The organism is Ruminococcus sp. 8Y-12, assembly GCF_058119865.1.
The window spans coordinates 2,037,501-2,062,116 of the sequence record NZ_CM176623.1; the positions used below are offsets into that span (position 1 = coordinate 2,037,501).

The following is a 24,616-nucleotide window of genomic DNA, read 5'->3' on the forward strand; positions in this document are numbered from 1 at the left end:
CACGTGTGGAAAGCACAACCCGGGAGTGGAAACCCCGGGGCAAGCGGGGCAGGAGTATGATTGGAAAAACCGTCATACAATCCGAAGACGTGATGCGTACCGAACTAGAGTAGGGAAGTGTGTGAGCCATGCGTCAAGAAAAGCCGCTATTGTTTATATCATACCCGTACCGTAAACCGACACAGGTGGATGAGGAGAGAATCCTAAGGCCGACGGAAGAAGCATTGTTAAGGAACTCGGCAAAATGACCCCGTAACTTCGGGAGAAGGGGTGCCTCAGAAATGAGGCCGCAGAGAATTGGCCCAAGCAACTGTTTAGCAAAAACACAGGTCTATGCAAAACCGCAAGGTGAAGTATATGGGCTGACGCCTGCCCGGTGCTGGAAGGTTAAGGGGAGAGGTTAGCGCAAGCGAAGCTTTGAACTTAAGCCCCAGTAAACGGCGGCCGTAACTATAACGGTCCTAAGGTAGCGAAATTCCTTGTCGGGTAAGTTCCGACCCGCACGAAAGGCGTAATGATTTGGGCACTGTCTCAACAATGCATCCGGTGAAATTGAAATACCAGTGAAGATGCTGGTTACCTGCGCCAGGACGGAAAGACCCCATGGAGCTTTACTCCAGCTTGATACTGGGATTCGGTATTGCATGTACAGGATAGGTGGGAGGCAGAGAATTGGTGACGCCAGTTGCCAAGGAGCCGCTGTTGGGATACCACCCTTGCAGTATTGGGTTTCTAACTAGCCGCCGTAAACCGGCGGGAGGACAATGTCAGGCGGGGAGTTTGACTGGGGCGGTCGCCTCCGAAAGGGTATCGGAGGCGCTCAAAGGTTCCCTCAGAATGGTTGGAAACCATTCGAAGAGTGCAAAGGCAAAAGGGAGCTTGACTGCGACACCGACGGGTGGAGCAGGTACGAAAGTAGGACTTAGTGATCCGGTGGTAGAAAGTGGGATTGCCATCGCTCAACGGATAAAAGCTACCCTGGGGATAACAGGCTTATCACTCCCAAGAGTTCACATCGACGGAGTGGTTTGGCACCTCGATGTCGGCTCATCGCATCCTGGGGCTGTAGTAGGTCCCAAGGGTTGGGCTGTTCGCCCATTAAAGCGGTACGCGAGCTGGGTTCAGAACGTCGTGAGACAGTTCGGTCCCTATCCGGCGTGGGCGTAGGATATTTGAGAGGAGCTGACCTTAGTACGAGAGGACCGGGTTGGACTGACCACTGGTGTACCGGTTGTTTTGCCAAAAGCAGAGCCGGGTAGCCAAGTCGGGAAGGGATAAACGCTGAAGGCATCTAAGCGTGAAGCCCCCCTCAAGATGAGATATCCCCCGCAAAGCGGTAAGACCCCTTGAAGACGACGAGGTAGATAGGGCAGAGGTGGAAGTGCAGTAATGTATGGAGCTGACTGTTACTAATAGGTCGAAGGCTTAACCAAGAAGGTAAGGGTTAAAGAGAGTAAGAGATTACTGGAATACTAGAATACTGGTTAAGAGTAGGATAGGTAAATGGATGGTTGAATAGATCTGTGTGTGGTTTTGAAGGTATATGCATCATCTTTAGAGATGCTGTTTATTTGAAGAGTGACTAGCAATAGTCACTGTATTTTTATATAGGGGATTGGTCAAGTGGTATGACAGGAGTCTCCAAAACTCTTAGTGGGAGTTCGATTCTCTCATCCCCTGTTTGGTTAAGGGGCTGTCGTAAAATGTAAAATTTCATCAGGATATGGTTTAACATCTTGTATGAGAAATTCATTTTGCGGCAGCTCCTTTTTATTTTACTCCGAATTATTTTACTACGAAAATCCAGTAACAGCTTGCTTTATCAATACTATATTAAAATGAACTTGACAGCTAGCGGTTACTAGCTTATAATAAACCTACAATTAGCTAGTGATTACTAGCTGGCACATCGTCTGCTAAATAAGTGCCCCCAAGGCACTACTTTTTGTAAAGGAGGAACTATATGGAGGGATTTTGCTTAGAGTCATACCTAACAAAGGGAGTTGAGAATATTGTAAAGGGGATCGTGAAGACATCCCTAAAAACACCCAGAGCCGGCTTTTTTATGGTGAACTATGTAAAGGCCAGCAGGCGTGCAGCTCTTATCAGAGAGCAGATGGAGAAAAAGGGGGAACATATACCTCCATTTCTTATAGCAAGTATAACAGAAAAATGTAATCTTCGCTGTAAGGGATGCTATGCAAGGGCCAACCAAACCTGCAGTGACCATTGTAACAAGGAGGAGATGACAGGGAAACAGTGGGGTGACATCTTCCAGCAGGCTGAGAAACTGGGAATCATATTCATCCTGATTGCAGGAGGAGAACCCTTGACAAGAAGAGAAATTCTCGAAATAGCAGGACAGCATCCGGACATCTTGTTTCCTGTCTTTACAAATGGTACAATGGTAGACAAAGCATACGTAAGGCTGTTTTCAGAGTGTAGAAATCTAATACCAATCCTAAGCATGGAGGGTACGAGGGAACATACAGATACCAGGCGGGGGCCGGGAGTTTATGATGTTCTCCGGCACACTATGAAGGAATTAAAAGAAAAAGGAATTTTGTTTGGAATATCTGTGACTGTTACAAAAGAGAATGTGAAAGATGTATTGTCCGAAGCGTTTACAACCGAAATATATGACCAGGGAGGAAAAGCGGTGATTTATGTGGAGTATGTTCCAACGGACGGGGCCACGCAGGCACTGGCACCGGACGAGAAGGATAGGAAATATATAGAAGATCAGCTGAAGGAAAAGAGAGTGAGAGAGGACCAAATGCTGTTTATATCTTTCCCGGGAGATGAAAAATCATCTGGGGGATGCCTGGCTGCCGGAAGAGGTTTTTTTCACATCAACGCCAGGGGAGGAGCAGAACCCTGCCCCTTTTCTCCCTATTCAGATACCAGTCTTTTATACACCTCCCTGCGGGACGCACTTCACTCTCCGCTCTTTCTGCGTCTTTCGGCAGAGGGGATGTTAAATAGAGAGCACACCGGCGGCTGCGTTTTGTATGACCAGGAACAACAGGTAATAGAATGCCTGAAGGGGGGAAGATGATGACAACCAGGGAGCTAATTATTGAAAAAGCACTGGACCTATTTTCTGAAAAGGGATATCAGGGAACCAGTGTAAAAAATATAGCAGATGCAGTGGGAATCAAAGATAGTTCGCTCTACAAGCACTTTACAAGTAAGAAGGAAATATTTGATACCATTGTGGCTGAAATGTCGGAGCGCATGAAGTCTATGTCCGATGACTTGGGATTGCCGGATGATAGGGACATGGAAACAGCGGCTCAGAAATACGCCACATTGACGGAGCAGGGACTGGAGAAACTGAGTATTGAAATCTTTCTGTTTTATATGAGGGATGCGTTTGCATCCCGTTTCCGCCATATGCTCACCATAGAGCAATATCAGAACAGGGAAATCTATCAGGTTTACCGGGAGCTGTTCATGGAGGCTGCCATTCAATACCAGTCGCTGCTCTTTCAGGAAATGATTCGCCAGGGAGCATTTGAGGAGGCCAATCCCAAAATGATGGCTTTATACTTCTATGCGCCCATCTTTTTTCTGCTGAATAAGTATGACCAGGAGCCGGAAAAAGAGGAGGAAGCTTTGGAGGAGCTGAGAGAGCACGTCAGGGAGTTTGGAAGGATTTACGGAGTCAAAAGGAGTTAGTAAGCTCAGACACAGGGTGTTATCTTGGGAGGGAAAGGAACATATTATGGAGATTAAGGGATTTAGCCAACAGGGAAACTGGTATAAAGGTAATTTACACAGTCACACAGTAAATTCAGACGGAAAACTGACCCCTGCAAAGGCCGTGGCTCTGTACCGGGATCATGGGTATCATTTTCTGTGTTTTTCGGAGCATAATCTGTATACAGATTACAGAGAGGACTTTGACAGAGAGGATTTTCTGATTCTGCCCGGGCTGGAGGCGTCTGTAATACTGTTTGAGAAAGTAGGGTCTGCCCTTTGCAAAAAGGCTCACCATATTCACGGAATTTTGGGTACCAGTCAAATGCAGGCTGCGGCCTTGAAACCGCTGTTTCATCATATGGAGCGCCTGGAGCCAACGATCTGCTATGAAACCTGGGACGGCGCAGCACAGGCTCAAAAGATGGTGGATGAGCTTGCAGCGAGAGGATGCATTACAACATATAATCATCCGATCTGGTCCAGAGTGGAAAAAGAGGATTTTTGCAGCACAGAGGGGCTGTGGGCTTTGGAGATATTTAATTTTGGAACCGCCAATGAGAGTAACACAGGGTATGACACATCCTACTGGGACAGGATGCTGCAGGACGGCAAACACATATGTGCCTTTGCCTCTGATGATAATCACAACAGTGGAGTGCCCGATGATTCCTGCGGCGGTTATATTGTAGTGAAAAGCAGGGAACTGAGCCATGATAGTATTCTTCAAAATATGTTGTCTGGAAACTACTATTCCTCCAGCGGGCCGGAAATTTATGACTGGGGAATCCGAGACGGAAACGTATATGTAGAGTGCAGTCCAGTGTACCGGATTGATTTCATGGCCGGAAATTTTATTGAAGATGGCATTTCAAGAGTAGCGAAGACACCGGAGGATACACTGTGCAGCGGAGAATATTTGCTGAAGGGCCATGAGAGGTACGTAAGAGTACAGTGCACGGACCGATATGGGAAAACAGCATGGAGCAATCCTATTTATTTATAATGGGATTTGAGGGCCAAACATAGTTCGTTTAACGTGAGAAAAGTCTTGGCACAGTAAATGATATAGAAAGAGAGTTCAGGATGAAAAGCACAACAGAGAAGTCTAAAGAGATTCAGGCCGTTTTATTTGATGTGGATGACACCTTGTATGACCAGGCGCAGCCTTTTGCCAAAGCCTGTGAAGCACTGTTTGGAAGAGTCTATTCCTTTTCCATAGATGCACTCTTTGCATCCAGCCGGCGGCACAGTGATGAGGTGTTTGAATTGTCCAGAAGTGGGGCTATCTCTATGGAAGAGATGTATATCTATCGTATTCAGAGAGCATTTGCTGACTTTCAAATCCCCATTTCTGATGCACAGGCTCTGGAGTTTCAAAGACTCTATGCACAAAACCAAGACCACCTTCAGATGTCAGATAAAGTCAGGGAAATTTTGGGGATGTGCAGGGAAAGGGGAGTAGTGACAGGGGTTATCACAAACGGGCCTTCAAGCCATCAGTGGAAAAAGGTGGAGACCCTGGGACTGACGGCTTGGGTACCCACAGCTGCAGTCTTTGTGTCTGACGATGTGGGTGCGGCAAAGCCTGACAGGAAAATCTTTGACCACGCAGCAAAGGTACTAGGTCTGGAACCTCAGAGAATCTGCTTTGTGGGGGATTCTTTTGAGAACGATGTGCGGGGCGCTAAGATGGCGGGATGGCAGTCTGTCTGGTTGAACAGAAGAAAAAATTTGGTACTGAACGCAGATCTTAAGCCGGATTACTGTGCGGAGAGTGAGGAAGAACTGCTGGAGATTGTGGACATGCTAACCAGTCATACTGCATTTTCAGCATTTAATAGAATGGCAGAGGAGTAGAACTGTTTCTAACAGCTTATTGACAAGTATATGACTTGGATGTAGGGGAAGCAGCTAAAAAGGAAGAGCCAGGCACTGAGTGCCTGGCTCTTCCTTTTTAGCTGCCGGGTATGTAATACACTATAAATTTAGATTTAGGCGCAACATACTTACATGCATGAGAGCTTATAGACAGTTAAAAGGGGAATGTTCTGATGTGTAAGAATGAAAAAACTTCATAAAATTTTATAACTGTGTTATTATAAAGTAAAAAATGCCAAAAAAGAGCGTACATTGTTCAGCTTAAGGGAGATGATGTCTGATTGGTCTAAAGGACAGTGTAAAATTGATGTAAAAAATAAATATAAAATTTAATATAGATATTGACAAAAATATAAATAATAACTATAATGGTTACAAGGAGAGATGATATGAAAATAGGAATTAAAGAAATAAGTGAAAAATCTGGATTTTCCATTGCCACAGTTTCTAATGTTTTAAACGGGAAATCAGGAGTAAACGAGAAAACAGCAAAATTAATTATGAAAATAGCAAATGAGTCAGGATATATAGACTCTAAAAAAGTTAAAAAAGTAAGACTTATTTTATATAAAAAACATGGAAAAATTTTAGATGACACACCGTTTTTTTCTGTTTTATTTGATGGCCTTGAGAAGGGGTGCAAGGAGAACAACCTCAAGCTGGAGATCAGTACTCTGAATGAGACAAGTGCTGACTATGATATGATCTTGAATGAGATTAAGCGGGATACCAGTACTGGAAATATACTTCTGGCAACGGAAATGTTTGAGGAGGATATGGAAAAGTTCAGCGGGGTAACAGCCCCAATGGTAGTGATCGATAACTTTTTTGCGGAATTCCCATATCATTCCATCACCACAGAGAATGAAAAATCAGCTTACCGTGCAGTGAAATATCTGGCGGAAAAGGGCCATAAGAAAATCGGTTTTGTAAATAGCCTGGTTGCGATAGACAATTTTAAGATGAGAGAGAAAGGGTACCGCCAGGCACTGAAAGAGACTGGCCTAACCGAGGGATTCAACTACCGGATTGATGTTTCTCCAACTATGGAGGGAGCATATCAGGATATGAAAGCATATTTGAAGGAGAACCAGAATCTACCAACTGCATTTTTTGTGGTAAATGATATGATATCACTGGGGGTTATAAAAGCGTTGAAGGAGGCGGGAATGAAAATTCCGAGAGATATCTCCATGGTAGGCTTTGACGATCTTCCATACAGTGCAATCGCTTCACCGGGGCTGACTACAGTGAAAGTACATAAAGCGGAGATGGGGAAGATAGCAGTAAACATGCTGGTGAATAAGCTGGGGCCAGTGGATGTGGCTTTGAATATACAGATCAGTACATCCTTTGTTGAGAGGGAAAGTGCTGTGGAAATAGGAGAGCTGTAACAGCAATAGAGAGCCGTGCGGATAAAAAAAGTGTAAGAGAGGAGGGAAATGTGATCTAACGCATAACCAATATTGGACCAAAGTACTTGGGGGACGCCCGAAGTGTATTTTTTGTACCCATTTTTGGGGAAGGTATATGGGGAACTGAAGTAAATAGCAGATAAACAGAAAGGTATAAACTATGAAAAAGAGAATATTGAGTATTGTTATGGGGTTAACCATGTGTGTTGTTCTGTTCAGCGCTTGTTCGTCTAATCAAAACGGAAATACAGAAGCGGTGACGGAGAATAGTCAGACATCTGCAGCAGGGGATGTCACAGAAGAGGAGGAGAGTGCAGACGAGAGTAGAGATGCTGCAAAAGCCCCGTCTGGTGGCCAGATTATTGTGGAAGAGGGGCTGCCCACAGAAGTATCCGCCAAAGAGGGGCCGAATGGGGAAACACCTTCATCTCCCAGCGATTTGGTATTGACAGCAGAAGAGGTGGCGAAGCTGAAGGAGGGGAATTATACGGCGGCAATCTGCTGGCATCAGGGTGGAGATACCTATATAACAAAGCACACCCAGTTTATCACAGAAATGTTGGAGGAAGTCGGAATAAAAGTGGTGGCAGTGACAGACGCCGGACTCAGTACAGAGCAGCAGTTATCGGATATTGAGACTGTCATGGCAATGAAGCCGGATATCATTATAGGAGAGCCGGTGGACGCTGTGGGAACAAGAGAGGCCTGGCAGAAAGTGACGGATGCCGGAATAAAACTGGTGTTTATGGATGCCAGCGGTGAGGGGATGAAGGCCGGGGAAGACTATGTATCCTGCGTATCCTCCGATAACTACGGTAATGGAGTGATCACAGCTGAACTGCTCGCAGAGGCAATCGGAGGTGAAGGAGAAGTGGGCATGTGCTATCGAAATGTGAATCTGTATCCGGTGGAGCAGAGAAAAATAGGATTTATGGAAACCATGGAGAGCAAATATCCTGACATTGAAATTGTGGAGTCAACACCCTGTGAGACGGCCGCGGACTGTGAGGATGCAATGAACGCTATGCTGCTGAAGCATCCAAACCTGAAAGGGGCATTTGGTTGGTATGATGAGCCATGCATTGTTATCGCGGCATCTGCAAGGGCTAATGGGAAGAGCGGAACAGATTTTGCTGTTACAGGATGTGACCTAGGTGAGGATGTAGCCTTGTCCCTGGCACAGGATGATATGGTGAAGGGGATCGCCGCTCAGAGGATCAGAGCCCAGGCAAGGGCGCTGGGGATACTGGGATGTTATGGACTGTTAGAAAAACAGGCGCCTGAATTTGTGGCAACACCGGGGCTGGCCGTTACCCACGGAAATGTGGTTGAGGCATGGAGGCAGTGTTACGGCGAAGATCCAACGGAAATGATTATGAATGAGGCCCGAAAATAAACTAGAGGTGAAGAGTGTGAAGGCTAAAAAAGCAGTATTGGAAATGAAAAATATCTGCAAATCCTTTAATGGGAACCCTGTTCTGAAAAATGTGGATTATACGGTCTATGAGAGTGAAATTGTTGCGCTGATGGGCGGAAATGGGGCCGGCAAATCTACCCTTATGAAGATTTTAAATGGAGTGTACCAGGCGGATCAGGGGGAGATCCGTGTGGGGGGGGAAAACAGTCAGCACCCGGGGAATTCTGGATGCCAGGGCTCAGGGAATAGGTATGATTTTTCAGGAGTTCAGCTTGATATCAACACTAACTGTGGCGGAAAATATATTTCTCACCCATGAACCCAAAAAGAAAACAGGAATGATAGACAATGAAAAATGTGCAGCTCGGGCCAAAGAGATACTGGACCGGCTGGGCATAGATATTGATCCCAGAGAGAGGGTTGAGAACCTGAGTGTAGGCTACCGTCAAATAGTTGAAATTGCGAAAACTCTGTCATTTGACATCAAGATTCTCGTTATGGATGAACCTACCTCTGCCCTTACAGAAAGGGAGACGAAGATGCTGTTCGACATTGTGAGGAATCTGGTAAGGTCAGGGATATCGGTGGTATTTATCAGCCACCGCATGAAGGAGATTTATCAGTTGTGCGACCGGATCACTGTGCTCAGAGACGGCGTAATCGTGCTGGATGATGCCTGCTCAAATGTGCCCATTGACAACATTGTCCAGTATATTGTGGGGACAGACATGAATAAGAAGTTTGAATGGGTCCCGCGGAAATATTCTATGGATTGCACACCGGTTTTGGAAGTGAAACACTTAAGATATAAAGACAGGGTGAAAGATGTAAGCTTTAAACTTTACGAGTCCGAAATTTTAGGGATTGCCGGTCTGATGGGGAGCGGACGTTCTGAGACACTTCAGTCTATTTTCGGATTGCTGAAACCGGAAAACGGAGAAATCTATATTGAAGGGGAAAGATGTCAGATCAGTAAGCCTATGGATGCCATCAGAAGAAGGATCGCCCTTATTCCTGAATCCAGAAGAGTACAGGGGCTGGTGGTGGAACACAGTGTAAAAGAAAATATGATCGTCACAATCTTAGACAAGCTGCGAAAGGGGTTGTTCCTGAACGATAAGAAGGCGGATCAGATTGTGCGGGATCAGATTGAACTGCTCAATATTAAGACAGACGGAATGAACAAAAAAATTTGTTATCTCTCAGGAGGAAACCAGCAGAAGGTTGTTATCTCGAAATGGCTGGCCAATGAGTCAAAAATTCTGATGATGGATGAGCCTACGGTGGGAGTGGATATCGGTGCAAAGACAGAGATTATCCATGTGATCCGCCAGTTGGCGGACGCAGGCAATTCCATCTTGATTGTGTCCAGTGAGTTAAATGAATTGCTTGCAGTGGCTGATCGTATCCTTGTATTTAAGGACGGCCATGTCATTCATGAAATGAAGAGAGAAGAGATCGAGAATGAGGAGGTGCTACAGCATGCAATTCAAGGGTATCAGTAAAAAGAAGCTTAGCAGTTTTGTAAGGGAATATACGATTTATATTGCGCTGGTGTTGGTCTTAGCATTTTTTGCTGTCACGCTGCGGGGGAAAGGATTTTTCACCTTTTCCAACGCCCTGAATATCATCAGACAGACTTCTGCTATGGTGATTCTGGGGGTGGGCTTAACCTTTGTGATCAGTACCGGAGGGATGGATCTGAGTATGGGTTCCACGGTGGGGCTTTCCAGTCTGCTCATTGCCCTGGCTCTGCGCAGCGGGGTGAGCATGCCGATTGCATTTCTGATCGGAATCGCAACGGGAGCAGTTGTGGGAGCGGTAAATGGATTTTTGTACGCAAAGATCAGGATGCCCTCCTTTGTATCTACCATAGCAGTGTCGGGTATTATCTACGGGATCGCTCTTCTGCCCACGGAGTCAGCTCCGGTCCCCATTGCGGACAGTGCCTTTAATTTTATCTTTGGTTCAGGGGATCTGGGGCCTATTCCAATCCTGTTGCTATGGATGCTGGGGATTGTATGTATCGGCCATCTGATGCTGCGCCATATGAAATATGGCAAACAGGTTCTGGCAGTGGGGGGGAACGAGATTTCAGCAAAGTTCTCAGGTATAAACACTACAAAAATAAAGTTTTTGGTAATGCTGGTGAGTGGAATTATGTCCGGATTGGCCGGATGCCTGTATGCGGGAAGAATGCATACAGGGAGATGTACGTTTGGTGAAGGCGTGGAGACGTCTATTATTGCCGGAGTTGTTCTGGGGGGAACGATTATGAGCGGCGGCAAAGGGTCAATAATAGGCACTCTCGTGGGTTCGCTGTTAATCGGAATGATTTCAAACGGGCTGGTTATCATGGGGTTGAATGTGGCACAGCAGCAGATCGTGCAGGGGATCATTATCATTCTGGCAGTTGCGTTTGGCAATGAACAGACAAGAGAAGCTTAAATGAGAGAGAGGATAGAAGAAATGGACAATAAAGAGAAGGTATTGGGGTGGATTGATGAAAATCAGGAGCATATCGTGGATTTGCTGGTAAAGCTTATCCGGATTCCTTCTGTCAATCCCTATTTTGGGGAGAAAGACGAGGAAGCGCGTGAGGGGAGAGTCCAGACGGCTATAAAGGAGTATATGGAAGACCTGGGCGCAGAGGTAGATATGTGGGAGCCGGATGTGGAGGGGTTGTCAAAGTATGAAGGATACCCGGGTTACTCCAGGGACTTTGATCCAAAGGACAGGCCAAATGTTGTGGCAACCGTGAAAGGAACCGGAAACGGGAAGAGCATTGCGCTGATGGGCCACGTTGATACGGTGGCCAAGGGCACTCAATGGTCTGCAGATCCATTTGGGGGAGAAATAAGGGACGGAGCCATTTACGGACGGGGGGCCATTGATATGAAAGGCGGTGTGGCGGCCATGATGGCGGCGCTGGAATCCATCGTAAGATCAGGAGTGAAGCTCTGCGGGGATGCATCTGTTGTCACAGTGGCGGCTGAGGAAAACCCCGGAATCGGTACTCTGGCTTATGTGGACAAGGGATACCGGCCGGATGCCTGCATTATGACCGAGGCAACCGAACTGAAGATTTCTCCTCTGTGCAGGGGTGTGATCTGGGGGAAGCTGACAATAGAGGGGAGAAGCGGTCATATTGAGCTGCCCAAGATGGACTGGAGAAAAGGCGGGGCAGTGGATGCTATCAAAAAAGCCAGGATGTTTCTGGATCACTTTGACCGGTTAAACGAAGAATGGACAGTTACCAAAACCCATCCCCTTATGAAGGTACCCTGCCAGATTTATGTGGGGAAAGTAAATATGGGGGAGTTTATTTCCACCTATGCAAATAAAGCAGAGATCTATTTTGACGCCACCTATCTGCCCTTTGAGCGGGATGAACTGGGAGGCGGCAGACGGGTTATGGAGGAAATTGAAGAATTGATCCGCGGGGTATCCCAGACGGACAGTTGGTTAAGGGCACATCCACCGAAACTGGAGTGGCAGATTAATGCGGACTGCGGGGAGACCAGCGCGGACCATCCCCTTGTGAAGACCATGGAAAAAAGTCTCAAGGCATTAAACATTCCCGCAGTTCTTGAGGGGGCCTACTTCCATACGGATATGGGCTGGGTTGAAAAAGCAGGAATACCGATCGTTAATTTTGGACCGGGAGATCCCAGGGATGCCCATGGCAACGATGAAAAATGCCCTGTGGAGGATTTGATTCAGGCTGCAAAAACCATTGCCCTGACTATACTGGAATGGTGTGGAACAGTGGAATAGGAGGATAGCAGAATGAAGATCACGAAACCGGAACAGGTTACATATGAAAGGATCGACATGCCGGTTCCTGTCAGACTGGGCTGCATACCCGAGGTAGGGGAAAAGGTTTACCAGGAACGGTTAAACAGACTGCGCAGCAGGATGAGGGAAGAGCAACTGGATGCGGCAGTCATCTATGGTGACAGGGAACATTTTCAGAACTTTGAGTATTTTTACGGTTTTGAGCCTAGATTTGAAGAGGGGATAGCAGTGATATCCAGGGAGGGGGAGTGCTTTGCCATTCTGGGAAATGAATGTCTGCCCCTGACCAAGATCGCTAAAGTTGACGTCAGACCTGTGTTGTGTCAGCTTTTGTCCATGGCGAATCAGCCCATGGACCGGGAGACAGATTTAAAGAAGTGTTTTGAAGAGTGCAAGGTTACGCAGGGCAGCCGTGCAGGTGTTGTAGGATGGAAATTGTTTACAGAGGAACAGCGTGATTTATTTGATATTCCTTTTTATATTGTACAAGCCCTGAAGTCTGCTGTGGGACTGGATGGAGACGTGAGAAATATCAATGATATGCTCATCGAACCGGAAAAAGGAATGAGAAATCAAACGGAGATTGAGCAGGCTGCAAATTTCGAGTATTTTACCAGTGCAGTCTCAGCAGGGATGCTGGATGCAATGGAAAACCTGGAAGTTGGGAAGACAGAGCTGGAAATCGCAGCATATCTAAATCCGTGTGGTCTGCCGCTCAGCTGTCACACCAATGTGTCGGCCGGAGAAAGGACACTGACCGGACTGGTCAGTCCAACAGACCATAGGATGCATCTAGGAGATCCGGTTACGATCTGCTGGGGAATGCGGGGAGCTCTGTCCTGCAGGGCCGGTTATCTGGCTGAAGGAAAAGCGGATCTTCCAAAAGGTGCCCAAAATTACATGGAATCCTTGGTGAAATTCTATTTTGCCGCGGCTGTGAGCTGGTATGAGAATATTGGCCTGGGTGTGAAGGGGGGAGATCTGTACCGCATGATAGAGGAGATATTCCCAAAAGAAAAGTATGGGTGGGTATTAAATCCGGGCCATGGAATAGGCAGTGAGGAGTGGATGAATTCGCCGATCTTTAAAAACTCGGAATTTTGTATCCGCAGCGGACAGATGCTTCAGCTGGATATCATCCCGGAATCAAAGGGGGGATGCTATACCTGCAATATTGAAGATGGCATCCTGATTGCGGATGAGAGTCTGCGAAGAGAGATCGCAGATCAGTATCCCCAAATATGGGAGAGGATTCAGAGGAGAAAGTCCTACATGAGGGAAGTGCTGGGTATCTGCCTGAAAGAAGAGACCCTGCCCCTATATGAGACACAGGGTATTTTAAATCCATATCTATTGAATAAGGGATATGCTATGGTCAAAAACAATTGATCTGTGGCATGTCAAAAACGACCAGGTCATTTCAACTGACCTGGTCGTTTGGATGATTTTTGTTTAGGTGGGATTTAGGATTCGCCGTTTGCCACCACCGGAACCGGGCGTCTGGAGTCAAAGACCTGGGAGGCATCAAACATATTGTCCAAAACATTCGTCTCGCCGGTACTTGCCTTGTAGAGCATAAAGCCGTCAAGATTGATTCGGCCCTGGCGCACATAGTTCTCCCTTATTTGTACCCAGTAGGGTGTGGAGCCGTCCACATTGCAGAAGAAATTGTAGCCGGCACTTTTATAGAACTGGAATTTTTCATTGTCCGGGCTGTAATCCTGCCAGTCACCAATGTCGTTTCCGTGGGCAAAGATAATAATGTCAACAGGCCCCACGATATTTTGAACCGTATTTACCCATTTATCATTGTCTGTCTTAAGCTCATCCACCGTTTTGTTGGTGACACTTAAATGTCCCCAGGTGTGGCTGGCAAATTCCCAGCCACTTTCCTTGATGGCATCTGCGATCTTGGCTGCCTCAGCCACATCCTCCTCCCAGTTGAAGTCTGGATGTGCGGCCAGCCAGTCGCTCTGGTCCTGGGTGAGGTTTTCGCCCGTCTTGTAGGCAACGTCTGTGCGGTATCCAAAGACACCGTCATACCCAGTGAGGGCAATCATACCTCTGGCTCCCTTGTAAGCGCCGTCGGGGTGCTCCTCAAGGAAGGAATTTAGCCTGGGAACCACGTCAAAATCGCCTATCTGCTCTGTACCGTCAGAGGATGTATAACGGCATTTTACTTTTCCGTTCTCATCAAACACCAGCTTTTCCGGGTAACCCGCATCCTTATAGGAGTGGTAGTAACTCAGGTCATCCACTGAGAGCACCACCGCTTTTTTATCAGGCGGAAGTAAGAGATTTGTATTTTTTTCGAAGGTAACGCTTCCGTCTTCATTTTTGGTTTCCACCACCAGATCTCGTAGACGTACAAATACGTATCCGTTATCATACATTTGCTGGGTGATACTGTCAAATTCCTCCACAGTGGTCATCCATGCATTCATGCCGTCCACCTGACCCTGGCCCAACACGGAGACGTTAAAGGCTCTGTCCGTGTCATTGATCAGTGAGTGATAGAAAATATGGGGTACGGTGTCCACATCCACGGGAACGCAAGCCGCTTTTGCGGCTTCAAATTCAGAGACAGCCTGGGTGATTTCAGAATCCGACTCGTATCCGGACACTGACTTTAAAAGTGCAATGGCGCCGTCATAGTCATATCCTGCTGCCATTGCCTTGGCTTGATCCAGAACGCTCTTGGCCTCACCACCGGTCTGGACGGACTGTTGTGTCTCCTGGGAAGAGGTCTCGGAATCCGTATCTGTGACAGCGGGCGCCGTGTCCAAACCTTCGCTGTCTCCCTGGGAAAGCATGTTTTCCGATTCACCCGCAACCCCTGCCGATGCCTCTTTGCTGTCCTTTGGGTTTAGAATCTTTATTGCAAATACAATTCCAACAACCAGCAGTGCAGCCAGCAGAAGCAATAGGATGCTTTTTATAACCATAGCCCTGCGACGTTTTAAACGCCGCTCTCTTCTGCGCTTTGCGCCGTCGTCAATGTGTCCTCTATTTACTTTGTCATCTGAGTTCTGTGTACTCATGTGCAATCAACCTCCTTATGTACAACGTTATCGCTCCTATTCTCTCATTTTTTTGAATAAATGGCAAGTGGAACAGAGAGGATTTTCAATGTAGAAAATGGATTAGACGGGAGCAGGGATAGGAAGATCACGAAAGGAAGGGCTTCACAATGAGGAATATTTTTGGTATATTAGTATTAAATAGAACAAATGTACGAAAAATGAAAGGGTGTGAATAAAAGTGGAGCAGATGTCCTTATTTGATGACAGAAGGTGTAGCAGTCCCCTGGCCAGCCGGCTTCGGCCGGAGACCTTAGAGGAGTTTGTGGGGCAAAAACATTTACTGGGGCAGGGAAAAATACTGCGCCAGTTGATTGAACAGGATCAGGTTTCCTCCATGATTTTCTGGGGACCTCCCGGAGTGGGGAAAACCACCATCGCAAGAGTAATCGCGGGGAAGACAAAGGCAGATTTTATTGATTTCAGCGCTGTTACCAGCGGAATCAAAGAAATCAAGGAGGTTATGGTAAAAGCGGAGAGCAGCCGGAAAATGGGGGTGCGTACGGTTCTTTTTGTGGACGAGATCCATCGGTTTAATAAAGCCCAGCAGGATGCCTTCTTACCGTATGTTGAGAAGGGAAGTATTATTTTGATCGGTGCGACTACCGAGAACCCATCATTCGAAATTAATGCTGCTCTTCTCTCACGCTGCAAAGTATTTGTTTTAAAAGCCCTGGACCCTGATGATATAGTTGAACTGTTAAAAAACGCTCTTAAAAATCCCATGGGTTACGGAAACCAGAGGATTAATATAGAAGAACAGCATCTAAAAGCCATAGCCGTATTTGCCAATGGGGATGCAAGGACTGCACTGAACACACTTGAAATGGCAGTGCTAAATGGAGTAATGACCCCAGAGGCCATCAACGTCACAGACCAGGTACTTGAACAGTGCATCAGCAGAAAGTCTCTGATCTACGATAAGACTGGTGAAGAGCATTACAATATAATATCAGCGCTGCACAAATCCATGCGCAACAGTGATCCGGACGCTGCGGTATACTGGATGATGCGTATGCTGGAGGGAGGAGAAAATCCCCTGTACATTGCCAGGCGCTTGATCCGCTTTGCCAGTGAGGACATCGGTATGGCCGACAGCAATGCGCTGCAGGTAGCTGTGGCAGCATACCAGGCTTGCCATTTCAATGGGGTACCGGAGTGCGATGTAAATCTAACTCACGCAGTCATTTATCTGTCTATGGCGCCCAAGTCCAATTCCGCTTACAAAGCGTGCACTCTGGCCAAACAGGATATCCGGGAGCGGAGGGCGGAGCCGGTGCCGCTGCAGATCCGTAATGCTGTGACAGATCTTATGGCGGATTTGAATTATGGGAAAGGATACGAGTATGCCCATGACACGGAGGAGAAGCTTACGAAAATGCAATGCCTGCCGGATGGACTCAAAGGCCAGGAATACTATAGTCCTTCGGAACAGGGAAGTGAGGGAGAAATAAAACGGAAATTAAAAGCTATTAAGGAATGGAAAAGAGGACGGGAACGGTAGTCTCAGGTTTTATAAATTATCGAAAAATTATACCCTGAATCGGAGAAATTTACTCTGCAAAAAGGAGAAAATTAATGTTATGGTAAAGGTAGATGTTTAATAAACTAATAAACAAACATCAAGGAGGAAAGGGAAATGAGAGGAAAGAAGATTTATGCAGCTTTACTTGTTTTACTGATGTGCCTTACTACCATAATTCCTAAGGTTCCTGTAGCGGCGGCACCTACGGTGGGTACGGTGACAGCCACTGATCTCAGGACGGAGTATGTGGTAAACCCCATGGGCATAGACGTGGAAAAACCACGTTTTAGCTGGACACTTGCGTCGGATGAACGGGGTGTTGTGCAACAGAGCTATCGTATTTATGTGGCAACATCAGAGGAGGATTTGGAGGACGGTCCTTATGTATGGGAAAGTCCGGAAGAAAATTCCGACAGTACGTTGAATGTGTATTATGATGGTCCTGATCTGGAAGCTACCACCAGATACTATTGGAAAGTTCTTTCCAAAACAAACAAGGGTGATGCTGTCTGTGATACAGGGGCTTATTTTGAGACCGGTTTTATGGATTCCACGATGACACCCTGGGGCGATGCAAAATGGATTACGAAAAAGCCCTATGCGTGGGAAGATACTTACAACTATACAATTGAATATGATTTTAGAATCAAGAATAATGCCAGCGGGTTTATTTTTGGATCGAAAGACAATTGCTTTCTTATGTGGCAGTTTAACATCCAGGCAGGTAAAAATAATGTACCGGCTGACGGCACACCTACATACCGTCCGCACGCATGGACTCCGGGTGGAGCCGAGCTGACCCATATTGTCATGAAGGATGGTGTTATACCCAATACGCCTGAAGGAAAAGCGGCATGGTATACCTGCAAAATTGAAGTGGCCCGCGAAGGTGACCAATCCTATGCTACCACATCTTTAAAAGCGGCGGGAGATACTGCATTTACCCAAATAGAGGAAAGAAGGGCATTGCCTAACAATGGAACGGAAGGAAAACCTGTATGGCCCCTGGGCAGAATTGGTTTCCGAACCAATGGAACGGATGCCGAAGCCTCTGACTTCACCAATATTAAAATATGGGACAACAGCGACAGCGGCAAGCTTATGTATGAGGAAAATTTTGAGCAAACCTCATCTCTGTTCCCAAATGAAACGCTCCAAAATGATGGCCAGGAGAGCACACATCCGGATACATCAACCTATATTAATATGACAAGACGGGAGGAAGTTTATTCGGACAAGAAGGTAAAAGAATTGCAGCTCCCTGAGAATATAAATAATGATCCTCTTTTCCGTAAGGATTTCACTACGAAAAACAAGGAGATTAAGAGTGCCCGTTTATATGCAACGGCCAGAGGATACTATGAGTTTGCAATTAACGGTGAAAAGGTGGGAGACCAGTATCTGGCGCCCGGATGGACAGACTATTTCCACACCATTATGTACCAGACCTACGATGTCACAGATATGCTTAATGCCAATGGTGAGAATGCGATTGGTGCCATGACCGCCAAGGGTTGGTATTCTGGCCCTCATCAAATGGTAGGCGGAAACTATAATCTGTACGGTAATGTACAGTCTGTACTTGGCAAATTGGTAATTACATACGAGGACGGAAGTCAGGACGTTGTGGGTACTGGTGATGACTGGAATTTCACCTATGGGCCGATTACCTATGCTGACAACTATCGCGGCGAAGGGTATGATGCACGTTATGACCACGAGGGTTGGAACGACGTAGGTTATACCGAAGATCCTAACGATTGGTCTGCTGCTCTTGTTGTGGACCCCCCTTCAGCCACCACGATACCAGCGTCCGGCGGTAACCCGGCGGTTGACCTGCCGGCGGCGGAAATTGTTGGACAGGTAGAACCGCCTATACAGGAGGTGAGACGTTTTAAGGATGAAATTGTTAATGTTACTCCTGAAAAATATCCAGACCGTCTTACCTATAACATTACTCAAAATATCGCAGGCTTTATTTCAATAAAAGTGAAAGGTGAGGCCGGCGCAAAACTTACTATAAAACATGCTGAGATGTTGAATACGGATACCGCTTATTCTGAAGACGGCGTAACAGTCGGCGGCGGCGATGGACCTCCAGGAACTATTTTCCGGGCGGCTTTACGTGATGCATATGCTGGAGGGAATAAGGTTGCGGTAGACACATATATTCTGAAAGGCGATGAAAACGGAGAGGAGTGGACACCACGCTTTACTTTCCACGGATTCCAGTATTTCGAGATTACCGGTGATTTGGAAAATGTGGAGATTGAGGAACTGCAGGCGATTGCCATTTCCTCCAACAATGAAAAACTTAGTGAATTTGAGAGTTCTCACGCGAAAGTAAATAAACTTTTCTCGAATATTAACTGGGGTATGCTGGGTAATCAGGTTGGTGTACCTACCGACTGTCCGAACCGCGATGAGCGTCTGGGATACACAGGTGACACACAGATGTTCTCACGCACAGCTACCTACCTTCAAAATAACGATGCCTTCTATTCCAGGTGGCTGCGGGATTTGAGGAGCTACCAATCGACTCAGACTGGTGAGCGTACCGGTCTTGTGCCCATGGTAATCCCCACCAATCCGAAAGAAGACAATTTCTCCAATAACTGGGGTGCTGCCTGGGGAGATGCTGCCACTGTTGTGCCGTGGCATGTATACCAGCAGTATGGCGATACGCAGATTATAAAGGACAGCTACGATTCCATGAAGGCTTGGTGTGATTTCCTGTACAGCACGCCAAACACGGAAGACAACCTGCGCCGCCAGTCTTCCGGTGCTCACGGTTTATGGAATTTAGGTGACTGGGTAAACATGGACGGCAGTATGCCAGATGACTACAAGGTAATAACAAACAGCCTGTTTATGGCACACTCACACAATCTTTTTGCCAAGATGGCACGTGTGATCGGAGATCCGGAGGGTGTAGCAGACGCATATGAACAACGGGCGAAAGATATTACAGCAGCCGTGAAAGCCAGCTACTTTAATCTGCCGGGCTATGAGAACAAGTTAACTCATGCCGACGGAGATACAAGGCGTGAAAGACAGACGGCATATGCTATGATGCTTTATTACAATTTAGATGAAGAGAACAACGATCTTTATGCCAAGAGGCTGGCGGCCATCATTGATGATAATGGAGGAAGGCTGGGTACCGGTTTTGTGGGAGTTGCTTATCTTACCCCTGCGCTGTCAGCAAACGGGCAGTCTGACACTGCATTTACACTGTTAGAGCAGGAAGCATTCCCATCCTGGATTTACAGCATCAACCAGGGAGCAACCACTACCTGGGAGCGTTGGAACTCATTCACTACAGAGGGAGGATTTGATACCTCTGGCATGAACTCATTTAACCACTATACCTTTGGTTCCGTTGGTGAGTGGATGATGTCAGGTGTTTTGGGGATTGACCGGGATGAGAATGATGCCAGCAATGCAGGTTTCCATAAATTTGTGTTGAATCCTCAGTATGGCGGTACCATCAATTATGCTAAGGGAGAGTATCGTTCGGTTTCCGGTACCATTAAGAGTGACTGGACCTGGGAGGATGACGGTAAATTTGAATACAAGTTTACGGTTCCGGCTAACACCACCGCCACGGTTTATATTCCATCAATCGATAAAAATTCAGTGGTTAGTGAAGGAAACACTGCAAACGCAGAGGATGCAGAGGGTGTTACCTTTAAAGAATATGATGCAAAAAACAAAAGAGCTGTTTACGAAGTTGAATCAGGCTCCTACGAATTTACTTCCACTACGATTAAAACAACTAAAAAAGTGGAAGTGGCAGCAAACCCAGTTGAAAATCTCTATGGCAGCAAAATCACTGCTGAGATATCTGCTGAGGGCGTGAATGAAACAAAAACAGCGATTGCCAACAGAAGCGCCTCCGCTACTTTCAGCGTACCATATGGGGCAAAGGTTGTGTTTGAGGCGAAGCCTGTAAATACGGCAGAATTTGAGTTTACCGGGTGGACGGATGCTGACGGTAAAACGTTATCAGAAAATAGCCGCTTTGTGATCGATGAGATAAAAGATAATTACAGTGGCATAAGGGCTAACTTTAAACGCAGTGTCACGTACAAAAACCGCTTGTTTGGCTCCGACATTACCACTATGAATGAACATGCTAATTCTGGAGATTGGTCTCGCGCCAACCTGGTAAACGGTAATTTGATCGGCAAGTCAGGCGACAATGGGTGGTCAAGCAGTCCGGTTGACGAAAATCCGGTAGGTACCAGCAGACCGCAGATTACCTTTGATATGAAGCAGGCCAAATCAATTGACCGCATACACATGTATCCCAGAACCGATTCACTGACAGCATCAGGGAATTCGCCGTTTTTCCCGCGTAGATTTATAGTTGAGCTGGCCAATAACAGTGACTTTTCAGATGCTGTTGCAGCCGTGGACTATAGCAATGAAGATTACAAGATCTTAGGAGCCGGCGAGCCTGCTGTTTTCGAACTCGACCAGGTTTATAACTGCCGCTATATGCGTATCACCGGTATTAAGATGGGTGAAAAGCCTACAGATGACACCGTGTTCCGTATGCAGTTCAAACAGATAGGGGCCTATCTTAACGGTGCAGTTGCAGTTGATACGACGCAGGCCGATGCACTCATTCTGGAAGCGGATAAACTGGTGGAGAAGGACTATACAAAAGTTACTTGGGCCAGTTATGTAAAAGCCCGTGAGGATGTGCAGGATATCCTGGAGGAAATCGAAGCCAGCGGTGAGGAGGCAGGGCCCAGTCAGAAGCAGCTTGATGAGGCAGTGGCACTTTTGCAGGATGCCATGGATGCATTGAAGACTCCAACCCAGACAGCCAAGGCCGAAGCGCTGATTCTTGAGGCAGATAAACTGGCAGAGAAGGATTATACACCAGACAGCTGGGCAAGTTTTGCAAAAGCCCGTGAAGAAGTACAGGACATCTTAGCTGTAATCGCAGCCAGCGAGGATGAGATAGGTCCTGGCCAGAAGACGCTTGATGATGCAGTGGTACGCTTGCAGCAAGCCATAGACGCATTAAGGGCAGCAGAACCTACACCTCCAGTTAAGGTTCAGGTTTCCAGCATAGTTATAACACCGGCGGCTGTAAGGCTGGAAAGCGGTAAGAGCAAGAAATTGACGGCTGACATACTGCCGAAAGAGGCAACGAATAAAAATGTTGTTTGGACCAGCAGCAATCCACGGGTGGCTACCGTGTCCGCAGATGGTACTGTGAAAGCTCTGAAGGCAGGTACTGCTGATATTACAGCTACCGCGGCGGATGGCAGTGGTAAAAAGGCTAAGAGCCGTGTTACCGTATTTGCAAGTGTGACGAGCGTGAAACTGCCACAGTCAACGTTGAATCTAGTACGTAAAAAGAGCGCCACAGTGAAGGCAGTTGTCAAAACCACAGATGGCTCCAAGGCAAAAGTAACTTGGAAATCCAGTAAGCCAAAGGTAGCAGCTGTAAATAGTAAAGGTAAGATTACCGCCAAAGCAAAGGGTACAGCAATTATTACCGCCCAGGCGGAGAATGGCAAAAAAGCAAAACTGAGAGTTCGCGTAGTTACGAAAGCAGTGGCTGTAAAGTCAGTTAGCATTAAGAGCGCATCTAAGAAAATGAAGGTGGGCCAGGCAAGACAGCTGAAGGCAAAAGTGACGCCGTCCTCTGCTACTGGTGCTGTGGTAAGCTGGAAATCCAGTAAATCAAGCGTAGTAGCGGTAACTGCAGACGGGCGCATTACGGCGAAAAAAGCCGGTAAAGCAACCATTACTCTGAAAGCTGGCCGTAAATCAGCCAAGGTGGTAATTACCGTAAAGGGTACTTCAAAGAAGAAGTAAAAACAGGTTATAACTTGGTAACTTAAAAATGGATAGGGCTGTCGAAAAATGATAGCCATAATAGGGGACAGTTAAGCTCGTATGGGGTAAACTGTCCCCTTAAATCAAGGTCTTTGTGTAGCCGTCCGCTGTTTTTGAAAATGCTGGATTGACTTTTTGGACATGTTGTGATATAAATATTAAGGACTTATCTTTATAGGGGATTGGTCAAGTGGTATGACAGGAGTCTCCAAAACTCTTAGTGGGAGTTCGATTCTCTCATCCCCTGGTAATGAGTCAGAAAAGGCGGTTAACTTCGGTTAGCTGCCTTTTTGATCGTACGATTCCTTCAACATGAAATAAGGGGAATTTTGCGCCCCCAAATAAGGTGCGTAAAGAAAAAACAAACATAACCCGCAGATTGTCCTTTGCTAAAACACATGGAACTCTGCGGGTTATACTTATTTTGGTGTAGGAGCTTCCAAATCGGAATTATGAACTGCTCCCCGTCATTGTAATTGTTTTGTATATGAATTAGGTTAAGTTGTTTTTCTGATAAATGAGGTTTAATCCCTTTAGGAGAAGCGCATTGTCCAAGATGATCTTCTCCCGGCAGTGGGGGATGATGCTGCCCGCCAGTCCGCCGGTTGCGATCACCGTGGCCTTCTCACCCAGCTCGGCCTCAATGCGCTGGATCATTCCGTCCATACAGGCGGCGTTGCCGTAGATGATCCCGCTCTTCATGCACTCAATCGTGTTGGTGCCAATGACTTTTTTTGGGGCCTCCAGGCTGATCTTGGGAAGTTGGGCGGTACGGTTGGTCAGGGAGTCCGAGGAAACGCGGATTCCCGGCATGATCATTCCGCCGATGTAGTTGTGTTTTTTATCGACAACGGAGATCGTGGTGGCTGTGCCCAGGTCAAAGATGATCAGGGGCGGTGCGTACTCAGCTATGGCAGCCACTGCGTTGGCCACCAGGTCACTGCCCAGTTGTCCAGGGTTGTCCATTAGAATGTTCAGCCCGGTCTTTACACCGGGACCAATGATCATAACCCGCTTTCCGGTGATCTTTTCGGCTGCCTCCCGGACAATATTGGTGACAGGAGGCACCACGGAGGAGATAATCGAACCGTGCAAATCTTTCACATCCAGGTGGTAAAGCTCCAAAACATTTTTAAAGCTGATTGCATATTCCAGAACGGTCTCTGTGGTGTCCGTGGAGAGACGCTCCACAAACAGGATTTTTCCATTTTTGATACAGCCTATCACAATATTTGTATTTCCGATGTCAATAGCTAAAATCATAACATTCTCCTTCAGTGTACTGCGTATTTCGTTCTAAAGAGCACCCTGCAGATAAGGGCAACCAGAATACCGGCTACGATGGCTTCCGGCACTCCATTAATTCCTATAATGGTCAAAATAAAAGTATATACCGTTTCAGAGGCAACGTTGTTGGCGGAAGCGTAGGCATCCTTAAAGAATACAAAGATCAGGTTCATGACCAACAGGGTATTGGTCAGAGCGCCTGCCACACCTGCCGCTGCCAGACAGGCAGTGTCCGCTGTTTTATTCTTTTTAAACAAGCGGTGTAGTCCGTGGTATACATAGTAGGGAACTATCCCAACCAGGATTCTCGGTAAAAAACAGATCACAATACTGCCAATGCCGCCTTGTATTTCTCCCAGCTCATAGAATGGTGAGAATACAAAGGATGTTGCTGTGGGATTGATGGTATTGTTGATTAAGCTGGTGAGTCCGAATACAAAACCTAAAAAGGCTCCTTTTTTAGGCCCCAGCATCAGACAACCGATGATAACCGGTATGTGGATAATCGTGGCCCGGGTAAAGCCCAGGGGGATGTATCCCAGAAATGGTGTGAACGCCAGGATGATGATCAGTGCTGCGAAGAGTGCAACCTGTACCATGCCTAGCGTCTGCGGTACTGTGCCGCGCGCTGTCTTTGCGTTATTCATTT

Annotated in this window: 16 protein-coding genes, 2 tRNA genes and 1 rRNA gene (1 of these 19 running past the window's edge); 16 read left to right on the forward strand and 3 right to left on the reverse strand. The window is 46.8% G+C overall.

The annotated features are described in order from the left end of the window. The 13 genes from AC0THY_RS07415 to AC0THY_RS07475 all read left to right on the forward strand — a co-directional run. Positions 1-1,433, forward strand: a 23S ribosomal RNA gene (locus tag AC0THY_RS07415); it begins 1,456 nt to the left of the window's first position. Positions 1,434-1,609: 176 nt separating this feature from the next. After that, positions 1,610-1,680 (forward strand) — tRNA-Trp (locus AC0THY_RS07420). Between the two features lie 283 nt (positions 1,681-1,963). Continuing rightward, positions 1,964-3,058, forward strand: a complete 1,095-nt coding sequence (locus AC0THY_RS07425; RefSeq protein ID WP_489993797.1) for a radical SAM/SPASM domain-containing protein — start codon at positions 1,964-1,966, stop codon at positions 3,056-3,058. Then, positions 3,055-3,681 (forward strand): TetR/AcrR family transcriptional regulator, encoded by a 627-nt coding sequence (locus AC0THY_RS07430; RefSeq protein WP_489993798.1) that lies wholly within the window; start codon positions 3,055-3,057, stop codon positions 3,679-3,681. The genes AC0THY_RS07425 and AC0THY_RS07430 overlap by 4 nt, the downstream gene beginning before the upstream one ends. 46 nt (positions 3,682-3,727) lie before the next feature. Continuing rightward, positions 3,728-4,708 (forward strand): CehA/McbA family metallohydrolase domain-containing protein, encoded by a 981-nt coding sequence (locus AC0THY_RS07435; RefSeq protein WP_489993799.1) that lies wholly within the window; start codon positions 3,728-3,730, stop codon positions 4,706-4,708. An 80-nt stretch (positions 4,709-4,788) separates the two neighbouring features. Then, positions 4,789-5,562: an HAD family hydrolase gene (locus AC0THY_RS07440; RefSeq protein WP_489993800.1), complete on the forward strand. Its 774-nt coding sequence runs from the start codon at positions 4,789-4,791 to the stop codon at positions 5,560-5,562. A gap of 410 nt (positions 5,563-5,972) precedes the next feature. Continuing rightward, positions 5,973-6,977, forward strand: coding sequence for a LacI family DNA-binding transcriptional regulator (locus AC0THY_RS07445; protein WP_489993801.1), 1,005 nt, complete (start codon positions 5,973-5,975; stop codon positions 6,975-6,977). 181 nt (positions 6,978-7,158) lie between these two features. Next, positions 7,159-8,394, forward strand: a complete 1,236-nt coding sequence (locus AC0THY_RS07450; protein WP_489993802.1) for a substrate-binding domain-containing protein — start codon at positions 7,159-7,161, stop codon at positions 8,392-8,394. Between the two features lie 16 nt (positions 8,395-8,410). Beyond that, positions 8,411-8,734 (forward strand): ATP-binding cassette domain-containing protein, encoded by a 324-nt coding sequence (locus tag AC0THY_RS07455; RefSeq protein WP_489993803.1) that lies wholly within the window; start codon positions 8,411-8,413, stop codon positions 8,732-8,734. Then, a complete protein-coding gene (locus AC0THY_RS07460; protein WP_489994156.1) occupies positions 8,640-9,920 on the forward strand; it encodes a sugar ABC transporter ATP-binding protein in 1,281 nt (426 codons plus the stop codon). The genes AC0THY_RS07455 and AC0THY_RS07460 overlap by 95 nt, the downstream gene beginning before the upstream one ends. Beyond that, complete coding sequence (locus AC0THY_RS07465; protein ID WP_489993804.1) at positions 9,898-10,863, forward strand: ABC transporter permease; 966 nt, start codon at positions 9,898-9,900, stop codon at positions 10,861-10,863. The genes AC0THY_RS07460 and AC0THY_RS07465 overlap by 23 nt, the downstream gene beginning before the upstream one ends. Further along, on the forward strand, positions 10,864-12,192 hold the full coding sequence (locus AC0THY_RS07470; protein ID WP_489993805.1) for a M20 family metallopeptidase: 1,329 nt from the start codon (positions 10,864-10,866) through the stop codon (positions 12,190-12,192). Between the two features lie 12 nt (positions 12,193-12,204). Next, positions 12,205-13,602, forward strand: coding sequence for a M24 family metallopeptidase (locus AC0THY_RS07475; RefSeq protein WP_489993806.1), 1,398 nt, complete (start codon positions 12,205-12,207; stop codon positions 13,600-13,602). Positions 13,603-13,676: 74 nt separating this feature from the next. On the opposite strand, the gene AC0THY_RS07480 is transcribed toward AC0THY_RS07475, so the two are convergent. Beyond that, the gene (locus AC0THY_RS07480) at positions 13,677-15,254 is read right to left on the reverse strand and encodes a polysaccharide deacetylase (protein WP_489993807.1); all 1,578 of its coding nucleotides are present in this window, start codon (positions 15,252-15,254) and stop codon (positions 13,677-13,679) included. Positions 15,255-15,474: 220 nt separating this feature from the next. Here AC0THY_RS07480 and AC0THY_RS07485 point away from each other — a divergent pair, with 220 nt between their 5' ends. The 3 genes from AC0THY_RS07485 to AC0THY_RS07495 all read left to right on the forward strand — a co-directional run bounded on the left by AC0THY_RS07485 (position 15,475) and on the right by AC0THY_RS07495 (position 22,927). Then, complete coding sequence (locus AC0THY_RS07485; protein WP_489993808.1) at positions 15,475-16,797, forward strand: replication-associated recombination protein A; 1,323 nt, start codon at positions 15,475-15,477, stop codon at positions 16,795-16,797. Positions 16,798-16,932: 135 nt separating this feature from the next. Then, complete coding sequence (locus AC0THY_RS07490) at positions 16,933-22,659, forward strand: family 78 glycoside hydrolase catalytic domain (protein ID WP_489993809.1); 5,727 nt, start codon at positions 16,933-16,935, stop codon at positions 22,657-22,659. A 197-nt stretch (positions 22,660-22,856) separates the two neighbouring features. Beyond that, positions 22,857-22,927 (forward strand) — tRNA-Trp (locus AC0THY_RS07495). Between the two features lie 245 nt (positions 22,928-23,172). Here AC0THY_RS07495 and AC0THY_RS07500 read toward each other — a convergent pair. Together AC0THY_RS07500 and AC0THY_RS07505 are read right to left on the reverse strand one after the other, a co-directional pair. After that, entirely contained in the window at positions 23,173-23,943 is a 771-nt protein-coding gene (locus AC0THY_RS07500) for a type III pantothenate kinase (protein ID WP_489993810.1), read from the reverse strand. 11 nt (positions 23,944-23,954) lie between these two features. Beyond that, the gene (locus AC0THY_RS07505) at positions 23,955-24,614 is read right to left on the reverse strand and encodes an ECF transporter S component (protein ID WP_489993811.1); all 660 of its coding nucleotides are present in this window, start codon (positions 24,612-24,614) and stop codon (positions 23,955-23,957) included. Between the last annotated feature and the right edge of the window lie 2 nt (positions 24,615-24,616).

Bases quoted from the DNA above. Each gene is read 5' to 3' on its own strand.
- AC0THY_RS07445 (WP_489993801.1), top strand. From the start codon at position 5,973: ATGAAAATAGGAATTAAAGAAATAAGTGAAAAATCTGGATTTTCCATT.
- AC0THY_RS07430 (WP_489993798.1), top strand. From the start codon at position 3,055: ATGATGACAACCAGGGAGCTAATTATTGAAAAAGCACTGGACCTATTT.
- AC0THY_RS07490 (WP_489993809.1), top strand. From the start codon at position 16,933: ATGAGAGGAAAGAAGATTTATGCAGCTTTACTTGTTTTACTGATGTGC.
- AC0THY_RS07450 (WP_489993802.1), top strand. From the start codon at position 7,159: ATGAAAAAGAGAATATTGAGTATTGTTATGGGGTTAACCATGTGTGTT.
- AC0THY_RS07505 (WP_489993811.1), bottom strand. From the start codon at position 24,614: ATGAATAACGCAAAGACAGCGCGCGGCACAGTACCGCAGACGCTAGGC.
- AC0THY_RS07425 (WP_489993797.1), top strand. From the start codon at position 1,964: ATGGAGGGATTTTGCTTAGAGTCATACCTAACAAAGGGAGTTGAGAAT.
- AC0THY_RS07435 (WP_489993799.1), top strand. From the start codon at position 3,728: ATGGAGATTAAGGGATTTAGCCAACAGGGAAACTGGTATAAAGGTAAT.
- AC0THY_RS07480 (WP_489993807.1), bottom strand. From the start codon at position 15,254: ATGAGTACACAGAACTCAGATGACAAAGTAAATAGAGGACACATTGAC.
- AC0THY_RS07500 (WP_489993810.1), bottom strand. From the start codon at position 23,943: ATGATTTTAGCTATTGACATCGGAAATACAAATATTGTGATAGGCTGT.
- AC0THY_RS07465 (WP_489993804.1), top strand. From the start codon at position 9,898: ATGCAATTCAAGGGTATCAGTAAAAAGAAGCTTAGCAGTTTTGTAAGG.
- AC0THY_RS07470 (WP_489993805.1), top strand. From the start codon at position 10,864: ATGAGAGAGAGGATAGAAGAAATGGACAATAAAGAGAAGGTATTGGGG.
- AC0THY_RS07440 (WP_489993800.1), top strand. From the start codon at position 4,789: ATGAAAAGCACAACAGAGAAGTCTAAAGAGATTCAGGCCGTTTTATTT.
- AC0THY_RS07475 (WP_489993806.1), top strand. From the start codon at position 12,205: ATGAAGATCACGAAACCGGAACAGGTTACATATGAAAGGATCGACATG.